Origin of the sequence: Acinetobacter sp. FL (assembly GCF_040744925.1) — a bacterium.
Classification (GTDB): Bacteria; Pseudomonadota; Gammaproteobacteria; order Pseudomonadales; family Moraxellaceae; genus Acinetobacter; species Acinetobacter radioresistens.
In genome coordinates this window covers 167,649-185,528 of record NZ_CP160437.1, presented here as the reverse complement: position 1 = coordinate 185,528, position 17,880 = coordinate 167,649, and the positions used below count along the sequence as shown (strand labels likewise).

Below are 17,880 nucleotides of genomic sequence, written 5' to 3'. Positions count from 1 at the left end.
GCTTGAATCTGAAAAGTAAGCTGCAATGGAGCAGAACAGATCAGTGGAGCAGCAAGATGTTTTTTATTTTCGGTATCGGGCCCAAAACAAAAACAGTTGAAAATGGACAGTTTGTGTGTCCAGTTTGCCGGACACGCAGCGCTTATGAACTGAAGCAGCAACGTCAGTATTTTTCCTTATTTTTTATACCTCTCCTGCCCCTGTCAAAGGCTAAAGGAGAACTTGTAAAATGCCTGCATTGTGGCCATGAAATGCCGGGCATGGTACTGGAGCATGCCCGGATTTAGAAAATTTAAAAGCTGGATTCTTCACGGTTTGGATTGAGGACCTGAGTAGAGGCATCAATTTTTAAAATCAGGCTGATCATTACAGCACACATCATGAGTGAGGTTCCTCCATAACTAATGAAAGGCAGCGTTAGTCCTTTGGTTGGCATAAGGCCCATGTTCATGCCGGCATTAACTAGAATCTGCAGCAGAAAAATAATACTGATACCATAAGCCAGATAGCCTGCACGCAGGTATTGATGTTGCAGTGCGCGATGGCCAATTTTGATACAGCAGGCAAGCATGGTAAAAGAAAGGCCAATGACTACAAAAATACCAAAAAAGCCCAGTTCTTCACCCAAGACGGCCAGCATGAAGTCAGTATGCGCTTCTGGTAGATAAGACAGTTTTTGTACACTATGCCCAAGTCCGGTTCCAAACCACTCCCCCCGGCCAAATGCCATCAATGCATTAGACAACTGATAACCGGCACCAAGCGGATCTGCCCAAGGGTCGGCGAAAGAAATCAGTCGCTGGAATCGATAAGGCTCAAACAGGATCAGGAATACGATTGCTGCAACTACGGCGCCTAAAAAGATCAGGAAGGTTCGTGGCGGTGCACCGGCCAAGAAGAAAATACCCAGCATCATCATGACAATAACCACCGTGGCGCCGAGGTCTGGCTCTGCCACAATCAGGCCTACAGTAATAGCCATGATTGCACCTAAACGCACCAGACCTTTCCAGTGATTTCGCACTTCTTCAGCACGGCGCACCACATAGTCTGCAGTAAAAATTGCCATCATTACCTTTGCAATTTCGGTGGGTTGCAAAGTAAAACCGCCCAGCCTGATCCAGCGGGTAGAACCATTTACCTCAGTCCCGATGACCAGCACGGCGGCTAGTAATACAATGGTAATAAGCCATAATGGGAATGTATTTTTAAACCAGACATTCAGGGCAATTTTATAAGTCAGAAATGCTGCAATCGCTGCAACTACAATTGAAAGAGCGTGACGTATAATATAATGAAACGGATTTTCATGCAGATACTCAGCATAGGGCATCGAGGCGGATGCAACCATCACCGACCCGAGACATAGCAATGCCACAACACAGAAAATCAGAACATTACGCGCTGTAATTTCAGCCGGTATTCGTGGTGCACAACGCTCATACCACTGCTGGACCTTGTTAATGGTTGTCTGAGCAAACCCAGCCATAGACCTTTCCTTATCTTTCTTCTTTTAGACCAATGCTTTTACACAAGCAACAAACTGATGACCTCGATCATCATAACCTTTAAACATATCAAAGCTGGCACATGCAGGAGACAGCAGAACCACATCCTCTGCATCTGCCTTGGCATGGCATAGCTGTACCGCCTCTTGTAAAGTTGCAGCTTTCAGAATTTCAGTACTGCCTTCAATTGACTGTTCAATCTTCAGTGCATCTTCACCAATCAGTACCACTGTTTTGACATATTGCTGAACTGCTGCGCGAAGAGCCTTAAAGTCCTGCCCTTTGCCCTGTCCGCCTAAGATGACCACAACCTTACCTTTACGGGGTGCTATGGCTGCGCCTAAGCCCTCAATTGCCGCTAGAGTTGCACCGATATTGGTTCCCTTAGAATCATTGTAATAGCGTACGTTATTCACCGTATCGACATATTCACAGCGATGAGCCAAGCCTTTAAAGCTTTTTAATGTTTTTAGCATAGAATTTAAAGGTAAACCGATAGCTTCACCTAAAGCCAGACAGGCTAGTGCATTTGCAATATTATGCGTACCCTGAATATACATTTCTGTGCTTTTCAGCAGGCGCTCGCGGCCACGAGCTAGCCAGAGTGTACCGTCTGTATCACACAGTACACCATACTGGTTCATATCTGGTGCATTCAGCCCAAAACTTTGTACTGGCACAGCATCAGGAACTAAAGGGCGGCTCAAGGCATCATCACGGTTAAAGACGACTTTTCTAACGCCCTGAAAAATCCGGTGTTTGGCTGCATGATAACCCAGCATATCACCATGACGGTCCAGATGATCTTCACTCATGTTAAGCACGACTGCCACCTCGGCATTTAACAGTGAAGTGGTTTCTAACTGAAAACTTGATAGTTCCAGAATAATCAGTTCTGGCTGATCTTTAAGTAAATCAAGCGCTGGACGACCCAAATTCCCGCCCACTGCAACTTTTTTCCCAGCCTCTTTTGCCATTAAACCAATCAATGTGGTCACGGTACTTTTAGCGTTCGATCCGGTAATCGCTACAATTGGCACTTCAGTGGCGCGGCGCAACAACTGAATGTCACCTACTACTGGAATTTCTTTTGCTATAGCTTGCTGAATTTCAGGAAGCTGTGGTGCGAGACCGGGACTTAAAATGATTTCTTCAGCCTGTAGCAGTAACTCGGTATCTAGTTGTCCAAAACTGGTCTGGATACCTACAGGAATCTGGTCATGCCCTGGTGGATGGGCCCGTGAGTCTGTCACAGCCACCTGATAACCACGCTCATGGAGAAAATTCACGGCAGATACGCCCGAGATGCCCAAACCGGCCACGACTTTTAATCCGCCACGCTGTATTAACATTTTTGCCCCGCATCTATGTGTATTTAGAAACTGACGAAATGGTAGCACTTTGAGATTTTGAAAGCTTTTTCTGTTTTGCTTTTAACCTCATTTTTTTTGTGTCAGCGCGTAAAAAAGCCGTCATCTTGGACGGCTTTTTATAGTTTCAGTTATTGTTATTCAAGGATTAGTGCCATTTTACAGGCTTTACCTCATCATTTTTTATCTGTTTCATATCTGGTTTGGCCTCACAACCACAGCTCCCACCACAGCCACTACTGGTTGACTTTGGTTTTAACCATTTTGCCAGTGTATACCAGTGTTTCTGCTCACAGAAACGAGAAAGGCTGAGGAAGATCGAATTGGCAGTTTTTGGGAAGACCTTTTTGAAGACAACCACTACGCTCCAGATCACTACCAGCGCGACTATAATCATTTCAACCATCTCAACCTCCTCTCTTCACTTAAGCAAAATAATGTGAAGCAATTTGATAGGTCAGGAATGACATAAAATATGCCAGACCAAACAGATATGTGGTCATAAAGGCCACTGTTTTCCATGAACCGGTTTCACGGCGTACTGTTGCCAGTGTTGCCAGGCAGTGCGGGGCATAAATAAACCATACCAGAAGAGACAGACCGGTGGCCAGTGACCAGCCACTACCATCTGCACTGATCAGCTGTGAAAGTCCCTGTGATACCGCATCTTCATCGGTTGCAGACAGGGCATAAACGGTTCCAAGAGCTGCAACCACTACTTCACGCGCAGCCATGGCCGGAATCAGGGCAATACAAATCTGCCAGTTAAAGCCAAGTGGGGCAAAAATTGGCTGCATCAAGTGGCCAAGCATCCCGGCAAAACTATAGTCAATATCTGGCATAGTCGCGCCTGCTGGTGGCTGCGGAAATGTACAGAGAAACCAGAGCAGAACCGACAGTGCAAAGATAATGCCACCCACGCGCTTCAAGAAAATCTTGCCACGGTCCAGCAGACCAATCCAGATATTTTTAATATCCGGAAAGCGGTAACTTGGTAACTCCATTAGCAAGGTATGCTGAGATTTATCTTTATAGAAGAACTTCATGATGGTCGCCACCAAGAGCGCACTAACAATACCAGCCATATATAAAGCAAACAGGACCAGGCCCTGCAAATTCATAAAGCCCCAGACTGTCTGCTCCGGAATAAAGGCAGCAATTAACAATGCATAAACTGGCAGTCGCGCCGAGCAGGTCATCAGTGGCGCCACCAGAATAGTGGTTAAACGGTCACGTGGATCACTAATACTGCGGGTTGCCATAATACCAGGAACTGCACAGGCAAAGCTGGACAGTAAAGGAATAAATGCCCGGCCACTCAGTCCTGCCTTGAACATCAGTTTATCTAGCAAAAATGCTGCTCTAGGTAAATATCCAGACTCTTCCAGTACTAAAATAAAGAAAAATAGAATCAGAATCTGTGGCAAGAACACCACAACCCCGCCTGCGCCGGCAATAATACCGTCAACCACCAAACTGTTGAGAAGTGGCTGAGAAATATAAGGACTGATAGTTTCACCCAGCCAGCCAAAGAAAGTTTCGATCCCGTCCATAAAGGGCGCAGCCCAGGCAAAAACCGCCTGAAAAATCACAAACATCATCAAGGCAAGACTCAGCAGCCCCAAGACTGGATGCAAGAAGATCTTGTCAAAAAAGTCGGTACGTTTATCTTCCTCATCAATATAGTTCACCACATCTTTTAAAATATGGGTGATCTTTTGATGAGTACTGCCTGATAAGCCGCTGAGTTCGGTATGTGGCACATCAAACTTGCGCTGATCCAGTGAATTGATCAGGCTTTCAACCCCGGCATTACGTACAGCCACAGTTTCAACCACATTTACACCCAGGCGTTCAGAGAGCTTTTGTGTGTTGATCTGCATGCCGCGACGACGTGCTTCATCCATCATGTTCAGAACCAGCAGAATCGGACGGCCAAGCTCGATCATTTCCATGACCAGCCCTAAATGCAGTTTCAGATTGGTTGCATCCACCACACACAGAAATACATCCTGCTGGCCTTCTTCGGTAATTTTGCCTTGCACTACATCGCGGGTAATGGCCTCATCCGGACTGGTAGCATTTAAACTGTAGGTTCCAGGTAAATCCAGTACACGCACCTGCTGACCCGAAGGCAGCTCGAAAAACCCGGTTTTCCGTTCAACCGTTACCCCGGCATAATTGGCTACTTTCTGGCGGGTACCGGTCAAATGATTAAATAAAGAAGTTTTTCCGCAGTTAGGATTTCCCACAAGGGCAACACGTAAGGGCTCACTCATGCAGGTGTTCCTTCTTTACTGATTTCAATTTTCTCTGCTTCGGCTCTACGCAGGGCAAAACGGGTAAAACCAATCTGGATCAGGATTGGATCACCACCGAATAGCCCTTTAGTAATGACCTGAACCTGAGTTCCTGGAACAAAGCCCAAGGTTTCCAATCGGCTTGCTACAAGGTCAGACTGCTCTGAAGTGCCATCCAAAGTCCGGTTGACCTTGGTAATGATGGCAGTTTGCTTAACTTTTAGCTCTGATAAACGCACCGCATCTAATCCTAATATTTTTTGCCCGGCCAGTATAACAAACAAATGAGAATAATTAACAAATAGGGATCGATTTCAATTCTATTTTTCTGCACAAATCGACAATCATTCTGTTTTAAACTACAGTTTGACCAGTAATGAAGAGATGGATTGGAACAGATTAAATGCTCAATAAAAAACCACGTATCCCCTCTCCGGTGCAGATTCCGGAACATTTAAGTTTTTTACAGGGTTTTCGTGATTTTTTAATTGCACAGACTGTTAGTCCGCATACCCGGAATGCTTATTTATCCGATCTTATCCAGTGTAGTGAATATTGTCCCTCTACTCCGCTACCGCTCTGGAACAGTGAAGATATTGCTGATGTTCTGTTTGAACTCACTAAACAGGGCAAAAGTCCCCGTTCAATTGCACGGACACTGTCAGCCTTACGTTCATTTTTCAAATTTATGCGTGAACAGCAATTACGAAGCGATAATCCGGTTGCCACACACAAAACGCCTAAGCTTGGCCATGCGCTTCCTAAAGATCTGTCTGAACTCGATGTTGAACACCTGCTGCATGCTCCTGACATCAATACTCCACTAGGACTGCGGGACCGGGCTATGCTGGAAGTTCTATATGCCTGCGGACTGCGGGTCACTGAACTGTTAAATTTAAGGCTGGAGCTGATTAATCTGAAACAGGGCTATTTACGTATTACCGGTAAAGGCAACAAAGAACGTTTAGTCCCTTTGGGACAGGTTGCCATTGAATGGGTCGAGAAATATCTCAATGAAGCACGGCCACAACTCTATAAAAGTGCAACAGACTATCTGTTTTTAACTCAGCATGGCGGGATTATGAGCCGGCAAAATTTCTGGTATGCCATCAAGCGTTATGCTCTTCAAGCAGGTATACAGGCAGAGCTTTCCCCACATACATTAAGACATGCTTTTGCCACACATTTACTTAATCATGGTGCTGATCTTCGTGTAGTGCAGATGTTGCTGGGCCATAGTGATTTATCCACTACCCAGATTTATACTCATGTAGCTCAGATCCGTATGCAGCAATTGCATGCAGCTCATCATCCTAGGGCTTGAGAATAAGCTGGTAAAACAGCACATGAAGATTGAACTCACGCCCCATATTTTTGTTATGCTAAACATCTTCAAATAACACAATGTTTAAAATAAGGGTTGTCTATGTTATTTACCCGTTCGAAAATTTTTATGGCGTGTGCCATGAGTACTACTCTCCTGCTAGGCGCCTGTTCTAATGACAAGAATAACCAAGGCAATACCAATACCTTAACTGCAACTGCTCCTGCAACAGGTGAAGCATCCAACCTATCCGAGCGTAATGCCCAGCAACGTCTGATCAAGACACTGCAACAGCATTTCAAGAAGGCCAACATTAATGCCAAAGTGGTTGATGTCAAGGCAACAGAAGTGCCAAACCTGTACTGGGTTTCACTCGAGGGAATGCCGTCAGTTTATGCCACCAGTGATGGTAAATATCTGATTCAAGGTGATGTGATCCGTCTAGGGGACAAGGAGTTGCATAGTGTGAGTGAAAACCTGCAATCAGTTGAGAATAAACGCTATCTACAGGAACTGAAAACTGAAGATCTGATCGTTTATCCCGCTAAAAATAAAACCCAGCACATAATTTACGTATTTACCGATGTTAGCTGTCCATACTGCCAGAAACTGCATGCGCATATGGATGAAATCACCGCCAAGGGCATCGAAGTACGTTATATTGCCTGGCCACGTGGTGATCAGCTTTTCCCTGCGATGGAAAGTATCTGGTGCAGTAAAGACCGCGCTGCTGCATTTGAGCAGGCTATTCAGGGAGTACAGCTTCCTGCTTCAACCTGTAAAACTCCAGTTCGTGCACAGTATGAGTTGGGTCACCGTATGGGAGTTAATGGAACACCAGCGATTTATAACAGTGAGGGTGAATACCTAGGAGGCTACCTTGCACCGGATGAACTGTTAAAACGCTTAAATAATTAATTTTTATATAAAACCTAAATATTTTTTATAGGTGAAGATAATCAATCTTCACCCTAGAGTCTGGCGGTTTTTTTAGCTATGATCTAGGCCTATTCAAGTTTTTAATGATGTATGGAGTGTGACGTGAAACCAGTTCGTCTGGCGATACTCGGTCTTGGGACCGTGGGTGGTGGAGCCCTTAAACTATTAGAACAAAACGCTGCTGAAATTAAACGTCGCACCGGTCGAGAAATTCAAATCACCCACGTCGGTACCCGCCGTCCACGTCCTGACCTGGATTTACCGGCTGCAGTCAAGCAAAGCGCTGATCTGCTTGAAATTGTACGTCAGCCTGATGTTGATGTAGTGGTAGAGCTTATGGGCGGCATTCATCCGGCCTATGAAGTCATCATGGAAGCCATTAAACATGGCAAACAGGTGGTTACTGCCAATAAGGCGCTGCTGGCCGAACATGGTAATGAACTGTTCAAGGCAGCCGATGATCATGCAGTACAGATCGCTTATGAAGCTGCGGTTGCGGGCGGTATTCCGATTATTAAGGTAATTCGTGAAGGTTTAGCTGCTAACCGTATTGACTGGCTGGCTGGCATCATCAACGGTACAGGTAACTTTATCCTGACCGAAATGCGTGAAAAAGGCCGTGCTTTTGCTGATGTACTGAAAGAAGCACAGGATCTGGGCTATGCAGAAGCTGACCCGACCTTTGATGTCGAAGGGATCGATGCTGCACACAAGCTGACTTTACTGGCCTCAATTGCATTTGGTATCCCACTGCAGTTTGATAAGGTATATACCGAAGGTATCAGCAAGATTACTGCTCAAGATGTCAAATATGCTGAAGAACTAGGTTTCCGTATCAAACATCTGGGTATTGCCCGCCGTACCAGTGCTGGTATCGAGTTACGGGTACATCCAACCCTGATACCTCAGGAACAGCTTATTGCAAATGTAAATGGTGTGAAAAACGCTGTACTGGTTCAGGCCAATGCTGTTGGCCCTACCCTGTACTATGGTGCCGGTGCCGGCGCCGGACCAACAGCCTCTGCAGTAGTGGCTGATGTAGTTGATATCGTGCGGGACATTTCCTATACCGAAGATGGTGCAGGTACTATTCCGCAGCTGGCTTTTGAGGCATTGACTGACCTGCCAATCCTGAGCCGCGAAGAAATGACTACAGGCTATTATATCCGTGTTGATGCTGAAGACCAGACTGGTGTTCTGGCCGATATTACCACCATATTAAGTCGTGACGGTATTAGTATCGATGCCATCATGCAGCAACCGCGCCTTAAAGATATTATTCCAATCGTCATCATGACTGATCCGATTGTAGAATCAAAAATGGATGAAGCTCTTGCAAAAATTCAGGCTTTATCTGCCGTTCGTGGCGAAATCGTGCGAATTCGTTTAGAATCGCTTGATAGTTAATCAGGTGGAGAGGGTTTAGCCCTCTCACCAGCTCTACCTCATATTTGGAACATCATCATGTCTAATGCCAACCGTTATACCGGTCTTGTAGACCGTTATCGTGACCGTTTGCCCGTTTCAGCAACGACTCGTGCTATTTCTCTGGGCGAAGGTAATACGCCGCTGATCAAGCTTGAGAATATTCCACGTATTATTGGTAAAGATGTTGAAATTTATGTGAAGTATGAAGGTCTTAACCCGACTGGTTCATTTAAAGACCGTGGCATGACCATGGCAGTAACCAAAGCGGTTGAGGAAGGCTCTAAAGCTATTATCTGTGCATCTACAGGCAATACTTCGGCAGCTGCGGCTGCTTATGCAGCACGTGCCGGCATCAAAGCTTTTGTTTTGATTCCTGAAGGCAAAATTGCGATGGGTAAAATGGCTCAGGCCATGATGTATGGTGCAATCACTATGCAAATCCGTGGTAATTTTGATGATGGTATGCGTCTGGTGAAAGAAGTTGCCGATCAGGCACCAGTAACTATTGTTAACTCAATTAATCCATTCCGCTTACAGGGCCAGAAAACCATTGCTTATGAAATTGTAGAAGCTCTTGGCCGTGCACCGGATTATCACTGCCTGCCTGTAGGTAATGCCGGAAATATTACTGCACACTGGATGGGCTATACTGAAGCTGTTGCCAATCAGCCTGCTGACCAGTTCGAGCAAGTGATTTATGATGCCGTAACAGATACCTTTACTGGACCTAAGCCTGAAGGCCTACCTGTTATGGTGGGTTATCAGGCTTCAGGGGCTGCTCCTTTCCTGCGTGGTGCTCCCGTAGCTGCGCCAGAGACTGTGGCTACAGCCATCCGCATTGGTAATCCACAAAGCTGGAACCATGCTAAAGCAGTTGTACGTGATTCTGAGGGCTGGTTTGATGAACTGCAAGATAGCGAAATTCTAGACGCACAGCGTATGTTATCAATGTATGAAGGTGTATTTGTAGAACCTGCTTCAGCTGCTTCAATTGGCGGTGCGATCCGTGATATTAAGGCGGGTAAAATTGCTGAAGGTTCAGTTATTGTCTGCACAGTAACAGGAAACGGTTTGAAAGATCCAGATACAGCAATCAAGCAATGTGCTGATGCGGTCATGCTGACGATTGATGCCACAATGAATGATGTTAAGACCTCTATTCTCTCCAATATGGAAAAATAATCTGGCCTGAATATAAAAAGCCCTGTTTCTACAGGGCTTTTTATATACTTAAGAGCTAAATTCTATCATCAGCTCTTGAGGTTTGGGTTAAATATTCTTAGGAAGCTGATTAAGCCAGCTAAATAAACGGGTTGCATCATTATTACGAGACTGGGTATCTGACGCACCTAATAGCACCACAATAGCCGGACGCTGATTTACAGTTGCATGCATAACTACACAACGGCCTGCTTCATTAATAAATCCGGTTTTAGACAGGTTAATATTCCAGCCCCCGTTACGTACCAGTGCATTGGTATTATTCGATTTAAGCACACGGTAGCCTAGATTAAAATCATAGGTGGGTGTTGTTGAAAACTGGCGGATCAGGCCGTACTGAGAAGCAGCACTTACCAGAATACCCAAGTCACGGGCAGATGCGACATTACGTGCATCCAGACCCGTAGATTCATAAAACTTGGCACTATGCATGCCAAGCTCGCGTGCCTTGGCATTCATTGCTGCTACAAATGCCGGTTTTCCGCCTGGATAAGTCCGTGCCAGAGCCGCCGCTGCCGGGTTTTCAGACTTCATTAAAGCAAAAAGCAGAACTTCTGCACGGTTCATTTTGTCACCGGCACGCAGAGTAGAACTGGCTTTTTTAGGACCAATAAAGTCAATAGGTTGCAAAGTAATTTCTTCTGACATATTTAGACGTGCATCAGAAGTCACTACGGCGGTCATCAATTTGGTAATTGATGCAATCGGTAATGCCGTGTTGGTGTTTTTACTGAACAGTACCTCACCTGTTTGTGCATCCATGACCAGTGCTGCACGGGCATTCACTGAAGGTTGGTTCACATACGAGGTTGAGTTAATAATCTGAACCGTTTTAGGTTTCAGAGTAGCTGCTGGACTATTTTGCTGACGAATAGTGGTAGTAACGCTGGTAGAACCTTGTGGGGATGGTTCATCAGCATTCATAAACTGGCTGACATCTTCTGATGACCAGTTAAGTGATGCAGAGTTACTGCCCCCCGGAGAGGAGTTCACAATGAGTTCTGCAAAGCTCGTTGAACTCAGGCCAAGCAGGACAGACATGCTTAGCACATGCATTAAAGACTTTTTAGAATTTTTCACGGCGGTATACTCGTCTTGGAGAGGCAAAACGCGATTTGCTAATTACCTCAAATATGCCTTACATTTGTACAAAACCCGTAGCTTTTTATCGCTTAGGTAATTGTGCATATCTATTCGTTCAATTTTAGAGATAGGATTGCTAATTTTGTCGTTTCATTGCAAGCTAATTTTGCTTTATGTAACAAAAATCATGATTTTTTAGTTTAAGGAGAGCCAAGTTGATCACTATTTTAGTCGTCGATGACCATGAATTGGTACGTACTGGCATTTGTCGTATGTTAGAAGATCATGCAGATGTACAGGTGATCGGGCAAGCAGAGTCTGGAGAAGAAGCCATTGCCTTGGTCCGGCAGCTTCATCCTAATGTAGTTTTACTTGATGTGAACATGCCAGGTATTGGCGGAGTAGAAACGACCCGTCGTCTTTTACAGACTGCCCCTGAAACCAAGGTTCTGGCGGTCAGTGGTTTAGCTGAGGAACCTTACCCGTCTTTGTTACTTAAAGCTGGCGCCAAAGGTTATATCACTAAAGGCGCACCTATTACAGAAATGGTACGTGCTATTAATAAGGTCATGCAAGGAGGCAAGTATTTTAGTGCTGATATTGCCGAACAGTTGGCCAGTTCTTATCTTTCTGATACACAGCAGTCTCCTTTTGATGCCTTGTCTGAACGGGAAATGCAGGTTGCCATGATGGTAGTGAACTGTATCAGTGCTCAGGAAATTGCAGACAAGCTCTTTGTCAGTGTTAAAACAGTCAATACTTACCGTTACCGTATATTTGAAAAACTTGATATTGATAGTGACGTGAAACTCACCCATCTGGCGATCCGTTATGGCTTGATTAAACCTTAAGTATAGGCGTAAAGATGGCCCCCCTACGTCCCGCCTCACTGCTTCAGACCATCTACCGTCTGGGAGAGTGGTACAGTGCTTATCGTCTTGTTTTAGCACTTAGTCTTAATATTATTTTTGCACTAACCCTTGAGACTGTTGCTCAAGACTACCAGCATCCTGACCTGTACTTTTATAGTATTGTCGGTTATGCCCTGATCAGCTGTATCCAGCTGATTTTTTATAAAATTCTACCTTTTGAAATTTCGAAGCAGCTTATTTTACTGTTTATAGTAGATGTATGCTGTTTTAGCCTGCTAAATTTTGCACTGGGTGGACCCAATCTGCACTTAAGTCTACTTTTTGTAGTGACGGTCTTTGCCGCAACAATTTTACTCAGGCCCCAGCTTGCTTTAATTATCACACTGGTTGCTGTAATTAGTGTGATTTACCAGCAGGTAGTAGGAAGTTTTTTTAACAGTTCCCATCTCAACAGTATCAGTAATAGTGCTTTATTAGCTTTTTTATTTTTTGTGATGTATGGCATTGGACAGATTGCTGTACAGCGGTTTCGCCTTTTGGAAAACCTGAATTTTTATCAGTCCATTGAGCTTAACCAGCTACAGAATATTAACCGGGCTATTTTGGAGCAAATTGAGGTAGGCTATTTAGTTTTAGATGAGCAGCAGCAGGTGATTTTAAATAATCCGGCAGCCTGTTCATTACTAGGTATTCCACCGATTTTTACTGATGAAAAGTATTTTCTACGTAAACTCCAGCCAGACCTGTATACGCTTATCCGGTTTAGTGACTTAAAAGATGGTGAAAGGTTCCTGTTTGAATCACAGCTTTCACCTTTCAGTGTCGATATACAGGTTCAGAAACTTCTTGTGCCTCATCAAGCTTTAACCCTGTTGATATTGCAGGATGCCCAGAAAATCAAGCAGCAGGTACAACAATTAAAGCTGATGGCACTGGGACAGCTTTCGGCCAGTATTGCCCATGAAATTCGTAATCCTTTGGCAGCTATTGTTCAGGCTAATGAATTATTAGCTGACAGCCAGCCAGAACAGTTGCAGATGCTCACAGGCATGATTGACCGGCAGTCACAACGTATTGACAAGATTATCCATGATACCTTGAATATGGCACGTAACAGTCCGACTGAGCCTGCTAAAATCAGGTTATCAGGTTTTCTTGCCCAAGTTTTAAATGAAGACCTGATCGATATAAAACAGGCTGTACAGCTACAGATTGAGCAGGATATCTGGATTTATTTTGATGAGCTCCAGCTACGTCAAGTGCTTATTAATCTGATCCGTAATGCATTAAGGCATAATTCAGCAGAGCAGTCTTTTATAATTATACGGGTACATGGCACAGAAGAACGCGGCTGGATTGATGTCATTGATTTTGGTCAAGGCGTAGCAGAGCGCGATATTTCACAATTGTTTAAACCCTTTTTTAGTACCGAAATCAATGGAACTGGTTTAGGATTATATTTATCTCACAGTTTTTGTGAGGCTAATCATGCAAAACTTACTTATGTCAAGCAACAACAAGGCGCATGTTTTCGAATCGAATGCTCCATTATTTATTAGAATTAACCAGGTTTTTCGAACATCATGACAAATCAGCAGGCACTTATATTATTGGTCGATGATGAGGAGGACCTTTGTACTTTAATGCAAATGTCTTTGGCCAAAATCAATATCAGAACCCACATTGCACATGGACTGGAGCAGGCAAAAAAACTTTTTCAGCAACATGCTTATGATGCCTGCCTGACTGATCTGAATTTGCCAGATGGCAATGGGCTGGAATTAGTCCAGTATGTTTCACAACTTTATCCTTGTACACCGATCGCCGTTTTGACCGCCTATGGCAATATGGAAATTGCTATTTCAGCACTCAAGGCTGGCGCTTTTGATTTTGTCAGTAAACCTGTCAATCAGGCCCATCTACAGCAACTGGTTCAAAAAGCACTCAATACGCCTCAATCGGCTCAGCAACTGGTTCAAGATGCTTTGGAAAATCGGATGTTGATTGGCACTTCTTTGCCAATCCAGCAGCTCAAAATTGCCTTGAAAAAAATTGCCCGTTCACAGGCACCTGTTTTTATTACTGGTGAATCCGGTACAGGCAAGGAAGTAGTGGCTAATCTGGTGCATCGCTTAAGTAACCGCAGTGATGGTCCATTTATTGCTATTAACTGTGGCGCTATTCCAGGCGATCTCATGGAAAGTGAGCTGTTTGGACACAAAAAGGGAAGTTTTACCGGCGCAAGTCAGGACAAACAGGGACTAATTTATTCTGCCCATGGCGGTAGCTTGTTTCTGGATGAAATTGCTGAACTGCCTCTGGCCATGCAGGTTAAATTACTCCGTGCCGTACAGGAAAAGAAAATCCGTCCGATTGGTAGTGATCAGGAAATTGATGTCGATTTTCGTGTAATTAGTGCCAGTCATCAGGACCTGGAAATACTGGTACAGCAAGGTAAGTTCCGGCAGGATCTCTTCTTTCGGATTCATGTCATGGATATTGTTCTGCCCCCCCTGCGTGAACGTGAAGATGACATTCTTCTGCTGGCTAAACATTTTATTCAGGAAGTATGTAAGGAGTGGGATATTCCCAATAAAATTCTGACCGAGCGCGGCCAGCAATTTCTGATGCAGCAATATTTTCCGGGGAATGTGCGTGAACTGCGTAATATTATCGAACGTGCGATCACATTAAGTGATAATGAATATATTGATTTAGCCCAACTACAAAGTGCACCTTTGCGCAATGTCCAAAATTTTGTAGCAGGCCAAATTAATCATGAACCGCTAACGGACCAAGTTATTCCGTTTACCCCTCACAGGAAAATTCCTGCTGAAGGCCTGGAGCAGTATCTGGAAAATATTGAAAAAGAAGTTCTGCTCACTGCACTGAACCAGACACACTGGAACCGGACTTTGGCTGCTAAAAAACTTGGAATGAGTTTTCGCTCTTTACGTTATCGACTTAAAAAATTTGGGCTGGATACCGATGATGAGTAGTCAGGGATATTTCTTTAATAGTAATTCTGCCACATTGTCCAGATAAGTTTCTTCTTTAATACTTGGACTCATCGGAAATAGCTGATCCGGTTGAATACCACGGCCTTCAATCATGTTGCCGTCTGGAGTGTAATAATGTGACACCGTCATCTGTAGTGCTGCACCATTAGGTAATGGAAATAACTTCTGGACTACACCTTTACCATAGCTCTTTTCACCAATAACCCAGGCTCGTTTCTGAGCTTTTAGAGCTCCTGTAAACACCTCAGCCGCAGAAGCAGAACGGTTATTGATGAGAATACCCATTTTCAGGTTCTGGAACTCATTGCCCGGTAAAGCCTGAAACTGCTGGCTGCCTTCTGAACGACTTTTGGTTGAAACAATAACGCCCTGATTCAGGAATAGATCTGCAGTCTCAACCGCAGCCGAGAGCAATCCACCCGGGTTATTGCGCAAATCAATCAGGACTGTTTTCAAACGTGGCGACTGGTTCTCTTCAATAAGTGATTTAATCTGGTTAGCAGTATCCTGCTGGAATACATGTACCTTGAGTACCAGAACCTGCTGGTTATGAATCAATATCGGCTCAATATCGGCTTCAATCTTCTTGTTACGGACCAAACTGATCGGTGTGGCGTTATTGCCCAGCTGCATTTCTAGCGTTGAACCGACAGTACCATATAACAGGTTATTGACCTGGCTGTGGTTCAGACTCTTAAGTTCCTGGTTATCAATACGCGAGACGGATACACCGTTGCGTAATCCCAGTTTGGAAGAGTCCGAGCCATCTTTTAAATCACGGATCCGCCACTGGCGATCATGCGCATCATAATTTAAGTTAAAATCAACTGAAGCAATATCTCCTTCAGTATATTGAATCAGTTCACGGTAATCCTCTGCTGAAAGATAGCGTGAGTAACGGTCCAGCCCACTGACCAATCCTCTAATTGCCTGTTGAAACAGTTCATCATCAGTCTTATCGGAAACATAGTTATCTTTTACAATTCCGTAAATCTCGACAAACTGCTGAATGGACTCAACCGGAATCTCAGCAAAATCTTCTTGTGTCACGGGTGAATTTAACTCAGGCACAAATGCATCATTAGCCGTATTTGCAGCCAGAATAGTACTACTCCAACACCCTAATAGGCCGGCAATTACTGCCCTGTATTTCCAGTGCTGGAGCATATGATTCACCTATCGTTGTTTAAGAGGTACTTAACTGAACCAGATTACGTCCCTGCATTTCTGCCGGTACAGGTAATTTCATAAGATTCAGCAAAGTAGGTGCAACATCGGCAAGTACTCCCCCTTCGCTAATCTCTGCAGAGGTCGGTCCGACATAGATGAAAGGAACCAGTTCAGTGGTATGCTGGGTATGGACCTGGCCACTTTGGTAGTCTTGCATCTGTTCAACATTACCATGATCAGCTGTCACCAGCATGTGTCCATGCTTGGCCATTACTGCTTCATATACCCGGCCAAGACAAGTATCTACTGCTTCAACCGCTTTTACTGCGGCATCAAATATACCGGTATGGCCGACCATGTCACCATTTGCATAGTTTACTACCAGCAGATCATATTCACCTGAATGTATAGCCTTGACCAGTTCATCCGTGACTTCATAGGCACTCATTTCAGGCTTAAGGTCATAAGTTGCCACATTTGGAGAAGGTATCAGGATGCGCTTTTCACCCGGATATTCTTCTTCACGGCCGCCACTAAAAAAGAAAGTCACATGAGCATATTTTTCAGTTTCGGCAATACGGAGCTGGGTTTTGCCCAGATTGGACAGATACTCGCCCAGAGAGTTAACCAGAGCATCCGGCATATAGGCAACCGGCGCATCAATAGTGGCCTGATAACGGGTCAGCATCACAAATTTGGATAATACTGGCACGACCTTCCGTTCAAACCCCTGAAAATTCTTTTCCACGAAAGCACGGGTCAGTTCGCGTGCACGGTCTGCCCGGAAGTTCATAAAGACCACTGCATCACCATCCTGAATTTTTACAGGCTCACCAATACGAGTAGCTTTTACAAACTCATCTGTCTCATCTGCTGCATAGGCCTGCTCCAGTCCTTCAGTTGCAGTCATTGCTACGCGCAGTGCTTCACTTTCAGTTAACAGACGATAGGCCTGCTCTACACGATCCCAGCGGTTATCACGGTCCATAGCATAATAGCGGCCAATCAGGCTGGCAATACGCCCCTGACCCGGGTATTGGGCAAATAAGGCATCCAGCTTCTGCAAAGATGGCTCGGCACTTTTTGGTGGCGTGTCGCGGCCATCTAGAAACGCATGCAGATAGACCTGTGCACCACGTTTAAGCGCCAGTTCACACATGGCCATAATATGGTCCTGATGTGAATGCACTCCACCTTCGGATAGCAGCCCCATAATGTGTACTGCACCGTTAGCTGTCTTCGCTTTCTCTACGGCATCAACCAGCACTTCATGTTCAAAGAATGCTCCGGTACGGATTTCCTTGGTAATACGAGTAAAGTCCTGATATAGCACTCGACCAGCACCCAAATTCATATGGCCCACTTCTGAATTACCCATTTGTCCATCTGGAAGCCCCACGTCCTCTCCAGATCCAGAAATCAGGCCATGCGGATGCTTTTGCTTCATAGCGGTCAGAGTGGGTGTTTTTGCCGCAAGAAAGGCATTGTCCTTAACCGCTTCACGATGACCTATGCCATCCATGATGACCAGTACGTGTGGAATTTTGCCTGTTGTCGCATCCGTCATGTTTTTACACTCTTTTCTGTTTGCAAATTCATCAGGCTATCTTAACCAATTTTGGCTCAAGACTCTATGTAGTCGAGA

16 protein-coding genes are annotated in these 17,880 nt (G+C 44.8%); 8 read left to right on the top strand and 8 right to left on the bottom strand.

Annotation, left to right across the window (positions count from 1 at the left end):
- Nucleotides 1-56: 56 nt before the first annotated feature.
- Nucleotides 57-287 (top strand): zinc-ribbon domain-containing protein, encoded by a 231-nt coding sequence (locus tag ABZP31_RS00855; RefSeq protein ID WP_005022982.1) that lies wholly within the window; start codon nucleotides 57-59, stop codon nucleotides 285-287.
- Between the two features lie 5 nt (nucleotides 288-292).
- Here the strand turns inward: ABZP31_RS00855 and ftsW are convergent, their stop codons facing one another.
- The 5 genes from ftsW to ABZP31_RS00830 form a co-directional block, all read right to left on the bottom strand.
- Nucleotides 293-1,489 carry a putative lipid II flippase FtsW gene (gene ftsW, locus ABZP31_RS00850; protein ID WP_005017125.1) on the bottom strand — a complete coding sequence of 399 codons (1,197 nt, stop codon included), beginning with the start codon at nucleotides 1,487-1,489 and terminating at the stop codon, nucleotides 293-295.
- A 24-nt stretch (nucleotides 1,490-1,513) separates the two neighbouring features.
- On the bottom strand, nucleotides 1,514-2,860 hold the full coding sequence (gene murD / locus ABZP31_RS00845; RefSeq protein WP_248135018.1) for a UDP-N-acetylmuramoyl-L-alanine--D-glutamate ligase: 1,347 nt from the start codon (nucleotides 2,858-2,860) through the stop codon (nucleotides 1,514-1,516).
- Between the two features lie 166 nt (nucleotides 2,861-3,026).
- Nucleotides 3,027-3,284, bottom strand: coding sequence for a DUF6587 family protein (locus ABZP31_RS00840; protein WP_248135017.1), 258 nt, complete (start codon nucleotides 3,282-3,284; stop codon nucleotides 3,027-3,029).
- A 19-nt stretch (nucleotides 3,285-3,303) separates the two neighbouring features.
- Entirely contained in the window at nucleotides 3,304-5,157 is a 1,854-nt protein-coding gene (gene feoB / locus ABZP31_RS00835; protein WP_005017131.1) for a ferrous iron transport protein B, read from the bottom strand.
- On the bottom strand, nucleotides 5,154-5,417 hold the full coding sequence (locus tag ABZP31_RS00830) for a FeoA family protein (protein WP_005017133.1): 264 nt from the start codon (nucleotides 5,415-5,417) through the stop codon (nucleotides 5,154-5,156). Before ABZP31_RS00830 ends, feoB begins: the two co-directional genes overlap by 4 nt.
- A 164-nt stretch (nucleotides 5,418-5,581) precedes the next feature.
- Here ABZP31_RS00830 and xerD point away from each other — a divergent pair, with 164 nt between their 5' ends.
- The 4 genes from xerD to thrC all read left to right on the top strand — a co-directional run bounded on the left by xerD (nucleotide 5,582) and on the right by thrC (nucleotide 10,051).
- Nucleotides 5,582-6,502, top strand: a complete 921-nt coding sequence (gene xerD, locus ABZP31_RS00825; protein ID WP_005022976.1) for a site-specific tyrosine recombinase XerD — start codon at nucleotides 5,582-5,584, stop codon at nucleotides 6,500-6,502.
- A gap of 102 nt (nucleotides 6,503-6,604) precedes the next feature.
- A complete protein-coding gene (locus ABZP31_RS00820; RefSeq protein ID WP_034671024.1) occupies nucleotides 6,605-7,420 on the top strand; it encodes a DsbC family protein in 816 nt (271 codons plus the stop codon).
- Between the two features lie 123 nt (nucleotides 7,421-7,543).
- Nucleotides 7,544-8,848, top strand: coding sequence for a homoserine dehydrogenase (locus ABZP31_RS00815; protein WP_005017143.1), 1,305 nt, complete (start codon nucleotides 7,544-7,546; stop codon nucleotides 8,846-8,848).
- Between the two features lie 57 nt (nucleotides 8,849-8,905).
- Nucleotides 8,906-10,051, top strand: coding sequence for a threonine synthase (thrC, locus tag ABZP31_RS00810; protein ID WP_005017146.1), 1,146 nt, complete (start codon nucleotides 8,906-8,908; stop codon nucleotides 10,049-10,051).
- Nucleotides 10,052-10,138: 87 nt separating this feature from the next.
- On the opposite strand, the gene pbpG is transcribed toward thrC, so the two are convergent.
- Complete coding sequence (gene pbpG, locus ABZP31_RS00805) at nucleotides 10,139-11,170, bottom strand: D-alanyl-D-alanine endopeptidase PBP7/8 (protein WP_005017149.1); 1,032 nt, start codon at nucleotides 11,168-11,170, stop codon at nucleotides 10,139-10,141.
- 218 nt (nucleotides 11,171-11,388) lie between these two features.
- Here pbpG and ABZP31_RS00800 point away from each other — a divergent pair, with 218 nt between their 5' ends.
- The 3 genes from ABZP31_RS00800 to ABZP31_RS00790 are packed head-to-tail and all read left to right on the top strand — an operon-like array spanning nucleotide 11,389 to nucleotide 15,044.
- Entirely contained in the window at nucleotides 11,389-12,024 is a 636-nt protein-coding gene (locus ABZP31_RS00800) for a response regulator (RefSeq protein WP_005017150.1), read from the top strand.
- Between the two features lie 14 nt (nucleotides 12,025-12,038).
- Nucleotides 12,039-13,604: a PAS domain-containing sensor histidine kinase gene (locus tag ABZP31_RS00795; RefSeq protein WP_005405790.1), complete on the top strand. Its 1,566-nt coding sequence runs from the start codon at nucleotides 12,039-12,041 to the stop codon at nucleotides 13,602-13,604.
- 24 nt (nucleotides 13,605-13,628) lie between these two features.
- Entirely contained in the window at nucleotides 13,629-15,044 is a 1,416-nt protein-coding gene (locus tag ABZP31_RS00790) for a sigma-54 dependent transcriptional regulator (RefSeq protein ID WP_248135015.1), read from the top strand.
- On the opposite strand, the gene ABZP31_RS00785 is transcribed toward ABZP31_RS00790, so the two are convergent.
- Both ABZP31_RS00785 and gpmI read right to left on the bottom strand, forming a co-directional pair.
- The gene (locus ABZP31_RS00785; protein ID WP_034685836.1) at nucleotides 15,045-16,232 is read right to left on the bottom strand and encodes a S41 family peptidase; all 1,188 of its coding nucleotides are present in this window, start codon (nucleotides 16,230-16,232) and stop codon (nucleotides 15,045-15,047) included. It lies immediately after the preceding gene.
- Nucleotides 16,233-16,251: 19 nt separating this feature from the next.
- Complete coding sequence (gpmI, locus tag ABZP31_RS00780) at nucleotides 16,252-17,802, bottom strand: 2,3-bisphosphoglycerate-independent phosphoglycerate mutase (RefSeq protein WP_034685834.1); 1,551 nt, start codon at nucleotides 17,800-17,802, stop codon at nucleotides 16,252-16,254.
- Nucleotides 17,803-17,880: the final 78 nt, after the last annotated feature.